This window comes from Actinomycetospora sp., assembly GCF_055612215.1.
On the sequence record NZ_JBVPVA010000098.1, the window covers coordinates 1 to 5747 of the forward strand.

Annotated in this window: 5 protein-coding genes; 2 read left to right on the forward strand and 3 right to left on the reverse strand. The window is 73.0% G+C overall.

All coding sequences use genetic code 11. The annotated features are described in order from the left end of the window. On the reverse strand, positions 1–1203 hold the full coding sequence (locus AC0CYZ_RS02275) for a phosphorylase family protein (RefSeq protein WP_472211938.1): 1203 nt from the start codon (positions 1201–1203) through the stop codon (positions 1–3). Positions 1204–1328: 125 nt separating this feature from the next. Between AC0CYZ_RS02275 and AC0CYZ_RS02280 the strand changes: the two genes are divergently transcribed. Both AC0CYZ_RS02280 and AC0CYZ_RS02285 read left to right on the forward strand, forming a co-directional pair. Continuing rightward, positions 1329–2978 (forward strand): AMP-binding protein, encoded by a 1650-nt coding sequence (locus AC0CYZ_RS02280; RefSeq protein ID WP_472211941.1) that lies wholly within the window; start codon positions 1329–1331, stop codon positions 2976–2978. Between the two features lie 119 nt (positions 2979–3097). Continuing rightward, a complete protein-coding gene (locus AC0CYZ_RS02285; protein ID WP_472211950.1) occupies positions 3098–3484 on the forward strand; it encodes a cold-shock protein in 387 nt (128 codons plus the stop codon). A gap of 16 nt (positions 3485–3500) precedes the next feature. Here AC0CYZ_RS02285 and AC0CYZ_RS02290 read toward each other — a convergent pair whose 3' ends face one another. Together AC0CYZ_RS02290 and AC0CYZ_RS02295 are read right to left on the reverse strand one after the other, a co-directional pair. Continuing rightward, positions 3501–4046, reverse strand: a complete 546-nt coding sequence (locus AC0CYZ_RS02290) for a DUF2771 family protein (protein ID WP_472211944.1) — start codon at positions 4044–4046, stop codon at positions 3501–3503. Further along, the gene (locus AC0CYZ_RS02295) at positions 4043–5554 is read right to left on the reverse strand and encodes an MFS transporter (RefSeq protein ID WP_472211947.1); all 1512 of its coding nucleotides are present in this window, start codon (positions 5552–5554) and stop codon (positions 4043–4045) included. Before AC0CYZ_RS02295 ends, AC0CYZ_RS02290 begins: the two co-directional genes overlap by 4 nt. Positions 5555–5747 lie beyond the last annotated feature (193 nt).

The window sequence follows — 5747 nt, forward strand, 5'->3', positions numbered from 1 at the left end:
TCACGCGTCCGACGGGCCCCCGAACAGCGGCTCGTCGACGGAACGGATCTCCTGGCTCGGCAGCCCGCCCGGGTGCTCGCGGCGGACCCGGTCGAGCGCGGACAGCGCGATCCCGAGGTGGTGGCGCTTGGAGGTCTCGTAGAACTGCTGGGCGTCGGCGGAGAGCTTCGGGGAGCCGTGCAGCGGCTTGTCCGAGACGCACAGCAACGTCGCGTTCGGGATGCGGTAGCGGAAGCCGTTGGCGGCGATCGTCGCCGACTCCATGTCCACCGCGACGCTGCGGGAGCGCTGCATCGCCGCGAGCGTCACGCCCTGGTTGAACTCCCAGTCGCGGTTGTCGGTGGTGTGCACGATGCCCATGCGGTACGAGGCGTCGGCGGCCTCGAGGGCGTCGACGAGGAAGACGTTGAGTCGGTGGTTCGGGATCACCGGGACGTCCCGGGGGAGGACCTCGTCGAGCACGTGGTCGGCGCGCTGGTAGCTCGTGGCCAGCACGAAGTCGCCCTTCTGCTGGTGGTTCCGCAGCCCGCCGCAGTGCCCGATCATGACCATGGTGTCGGGCCGGAGGACGGCGACGTGGTCGGTGATCGTCTTCGCGTTCGCGGGTCCGACGCCGATGTTGACCAGCGTGACGCCGTCACCGGCCTCGGTGCGGTGGTGGTAGGCGGGCATCTGCACGCCCGGGCGCACGGGCGCCTCGGCGTCGGGGAACCGCTCGAGGAACGCCTCCACGTGCATCGCGTAGTTGGTGAAGAGCACGTGGCGCTGGAAGGACTCGGCGGGCGTGCCGGTGTAGTGCCCGAGCCGGTCGCAGGACAGGGCCATGCGCTCGGGCCCGAACAGGAACAGCTTCTTCGACCGGGCGTCCACGCGGTCCTCGTCGAGGGCGGCGAAGAAGCCGGGGTCGTCGAAGGGCAGCGCCGCGCGCGAGGGCCGCACCGTGACCTGGGCGCCGGCCCGGACCAGGGCGGTGAGCTCGCGGTGCAGGTAGCGCCGCACCGCGGTGGTGCGGGCGAACTCACCGGTCAGCCGGGGGTTGTGCCGCGACCACGGACGCGTCACCTCGATCGCGGCGTACCAGCCGGAGGCCTCGACCCCGGCCAGCTCGTCGCAGAGGGCGTCGACGGCCTTGGCCCGGCCCTCCTCGTCGGCGACGTCCGCGCCGTCGACGGTCGTGCCCGCGTGCTCCGCCGGAGTGCTCACGCCCGCATGATGACGCACGCCCGAGGAGGCCGATCGCGCCCCGGCGAACGGGAGGGTGCGCCGGACGAGTGAGCGCGGGCATAGTGAGCGGGACCACGATGCTCGAAGTCCTGGAGGTCGCACCGGTGAGCGCCCCCGCCGTCCCGTCCCTGCCCTCGTACGCCTCGGGGATCTCCGACGAGCCCCTGCTCGGGGACACGATCGGCGACAACCTCGACCGGACCGCCGCGCGCTTCCCGGACGGCGAGGCGCTGGTCGACCGGGCTCAGGGGCTGCGTTACACGTGGGCCGCGTTCGTCACCGAGGTCGACGCGCTCGCGATCGGCCTGCTCGACCTCGGCATCGAGAAGGGTGACCGGGTCGGGATCTGGGCGCCGAACTGCGCCCAGTGGACGCTGCTGCAGTACGCGACCGCGAAGGTCGGCGCGATCCTGGTCAACATCAACCCGGCGTACCGCACCCACGAGCTGGAGTTCGTGCTCAACCAGGCCGGCGTCCGGCTCCTGGTCGCGGCGCGGTCGTTCAAGACCTCGCAGTACGCCGAGATGATCGAGACCGTGCGGCCGAACACCCCGCAGCTCGAGCAGGTCGTCATCACCGACACCGAGCAGTGGGCGGCGCTGTTCGTCCACGACGGGGACCAGATGCGGGTCCGCGACCGCCAGCGCGAGCTCTCCGCCGACGACGCGATCAACATCCAGTACACGAGCGGGACGACGGGTTTCCCCAAGGGCGCCACGCTGTCCCACCACAACATCCTGAACAACGGCTACTTCGTCGGCCGGCTCTGCGGCTACACCGACCTCGACCGGGTGTGCATCCCGGTGCCCTTCTACCACTGCTTCGGCATGGTCATGGGCAACCTCGCGTGCTCGAGCTCCGGGGCCACGATGGTCATCCCGGCCCCGGGGTTCGACCCGACGCTCACCCTCGAGGCGTGCGCCGAGGAGCGCTGCACCAGCCTCTACGGCGTGCCGACGATGTTCATCGCCGAGCTCGCGCTGCCGAACGCCGAGGACTACGACCTCACCCCGCTGCGCACCGGGATCATGGCCGGCTCGCCGTGCCCGGTGGAGGTGATGAAGCAGGTCGTCGAACGGTTCGGGATGACCGAGGTGACGATCTGCTACGGCATGACCGAGACCTCGCCGGTGTCCACCCAGACCCGGGCCGACGACTCGCTGGACCGCCGGGTCTCCACGGTCGGGCGCACGCTGCCGCACCTCGAGTCCAAGATCGTCGACCCGGAGACCGGGCTGACGGTCCCGCGCGGCACCCCCGGCGAGCTGTGCACCCGCGGGTACTCGGTGATGCTCGGGTACTGGGACCAGCCGGAGAAGACCGCCGAGGTGATCGACCGGGCCCGCTGGATGCACACCGGCGACCTCGGGGTGATGGACGACGAGGGCTACGTCAACATCACCGGCCGCATCAAGGACATGGTCATCCGCGGCGGCGAGAACGTGTACCCCCGCGAGATCGAGGAGTTCCTCTACACGCACCCGGACATCCTCGACGCCCAGGTCATCGGGGTCCCCGACGAGCGCTACGGCGAGGAGCTGATGGCCTGGGTGCGGCTGCGCGAGGGCGCCGCGGAGCTGACCGCGGAGGCGGTGCGCGAGTTCGCCACCGGCAAGCTCGCCCACTACAAGATCCCGCGCTACGTCCGCGTCGTCGAGGAGTTCCCGATGACGGTGACCGGCAAGGTCCGCAAGGTCGAGATGCGCGAGGAGGCGGTCCAGCTCCTCGGGCTGACGGCCGGGCGGACCGCCTGAGGCCGCGTCGGGCCGAGATCACCTCCGCATCTCGCGTGCGGTGGCGGGATACGCTGGACGCACGCGCTCCGGCACCTCGCCGGGGCGCGTTCTCGTCGACGAGAGAACGGGTGAGCACGGTGCCGACCGGCAAGGTCAAGTGGTACGACGCCGAGAAGGGCTTCGGCTTCCTCTCCCAGGAGGAGGGGGCCGACGTCTACGTGCCGAAGGGGTCGCTGCCGCGCGAGGTCGAGGCCCTCAAGGCGGGCCAGCGCGTCGAGTTCGGGATCGCCGAGGGTCGCCGCGGCCCCCAGGCCCTGCAGGTCCGGCTCGTCGATCCGCTGCCCTCGGTGGCCGAGGCCAAGCGTCGCTCGCCCGACGAGCTCCACGGGCTCATCGACGACATGATCAAGCTGCTCGAGGTGAAGGTGCAGCCCGACCTGCGCCGAGGCCGCTACCCCGACCGACGCAACACCAAGCGGCTCGCCGAGGTGGTGCGCGCGGTCGCCCGCGAGCTCGAGGGCTGAGGCGCCGGCCGGCCGGTCAGCCGCTGACCAGCACCCAGGTGGAGCGCGTCGAGAACAGGCTCCCCTGGGGGGTGACGGTCTCGCTCGCCCCGAACTGCTGGACCTCCACGCGCTGCAGCCGCCAGCGCGGGTCCGGCAGCGCGAGGCGGAACCCGCCCGCGGCGCCGGGCGCGAAGATCTGGCTGCGGCCGCTCTGCTGCGTGCCCGTCTCGTCGACGTAGGCGAACGCGACCTGCCAGGGGGTGGCGCGCACGGCGTCGGGGACGGTGACGTCGACGGCGCTGCCCGGGGGCAGCGGGAGGGCGACGACCGCGGTCGGCTCGTTCTCGCAGTCGGTGACCTGCACGTCGCAGTAGACGGTCGGCTCCGCGGTGCGCGACTGCCCGCCGGCGGCGAAGGTGACGGCGCCGGGGGAGCCGGGCCCGGACGTCGCGACGAGCACGACGACGACCGCGGCCACCACGACCACCCCGGCGACGACGGCCAGCCACACCGACCGCGGCACGCGCCGCAGCCGGGCGCGGAGGCCGGCCGGGCGGGACTGCTGGTCCGACGAGGTCACGACGAGGGCCGCCGGTGGGGGACCAGGGAGCGGCCACGGGTGGTGAGCACGGTCTGCACGGTACCGACCGCGAGCACGCCGCTGATCACGGTGAACCCGAGCCACCACGTCGGCGGGAGCAGCACGCCGAGCGCGCCGCCGAACACCCAGGACAGCTGCAGGATCGTCTCGGAGCGGCCGAACGCCGAGGCCCGGGCCGCCTCGGGCAGGTCGCGCTGCACGACGGCGTCGAGGCACACCTTGGACAGCGCGGAGGCCGTCGCGCCGACGAGGGCGACCACCGCCGCCGTCGGGAGCCCGACGACGACCGCCGCGAGCACCGACGCGGCGAGGCTCGCGGACAGCCCGGTGAGCAGGACCGTGGCCGGCCGGTCGAACCGGCGCCGCGCGCCGAGGGCGTTGCCGAGGAAGCCGCCCGCGCCGGCCGCGGCCCCGACGACGCCGAGCAGCAGGAGCTGACGCCCCGGGGTGCCCTCGGTCTCGTGCTTGACGACGAACGCCGCGAAGAGCGTGAGGAAGCCGGTGAGGGCGCGGATCGAGCCGTTGGCCCACAGCGCGGTGACCACGTGCCCGCTCATCGGGACCCGCGGCGCCTTCCCGCTCGCCCGGGCCGTGCCCGGCCGGGGGATGAGCACGGTCTCCGTCTCGCCCTCCGTGACCTCCACCCAACGGGGGATCCGCAGGCACAGCCACACCCCGACCCCGCAGACCGCCGCCGTCAGCCACGCCGCGCCGGGCGAGCCGGCCAGCCACGACACCCCGGCCGCGATCCCGCCGAAGACCACGGACGCGAGCATCCCGAAGACCGTGAGGCGGGAGTTCGTCGTCACGAGCGTGATGCCGGGCGGGAGCACCCGCGGGGTGACGGCCGCCTTGAGCACCCCGAAGGACTTCGAGAGCACGAGGATGCCGAGCGCGGCCGGGTAGAGCGCCCAGGTGTCCATGAACAGGGCGAGCACGACGGCGAGCGCCCCCTGGCCCCCCGTCGAGAGCGCGAGGGCGACCCGGCGGCCGCGCTGGACGCGGTCGAGCAGCGGGCCGACCACCGGCGCGATCAGCGCGAAGGGGGCCACCGTGATGAGCAGGTAGAGCGCGACCTTGTCCTTGGACTCGGCGCTCGCGGCGGAGAAGAACAGCGTGTTGGCCAGCGCCACGGCGAGGGTCGCGTCCGAGGCGTAGTTCGCCATCCACGCATAGGTCAGCGCGGTCAGCCCGGAGCGGTCCGCCCCGTCGGCCGAGGCCGCCCGGTGGAAGGCCCGCACGCCGGCGCGGGTCAGGTTGCGGGTGCGCCACGCGGCGACACGGGTGACGGTGATCTTGCTCGGGCCGGGGTCGCCGGGGTCCTGGCCGGTGGAGCGTCGGGTCGGGGGAGCGTCAGAGAAGTCCCGTTCCTGACGCTCGTCGTCAGTTTTCCGGTGTTCACGTGACCACGCGTCGTCGCTGCGCCTCCCCCGCCCGGCCGACCACCCCGGGCGCCCGGGGTCGGGGGAGGACTCGGCGCGCGTCACGGGTCCCATCGTCACCCACGGTGGCCCCCCGGTCACCAGGGCGGCTCGGGCGCGGGGAAGGGCCGAGGCTGTCGGGGCGTTCTCGTAGACTGGACCTGCTCGCTCCACGCTCCTGCGAAGGGCTCTGGTGTCTTCTCCCGACACTCTCCTGACCACTCCCGCGCTCGCCCCGCTCTCCGGTCTGGCCTCGGCG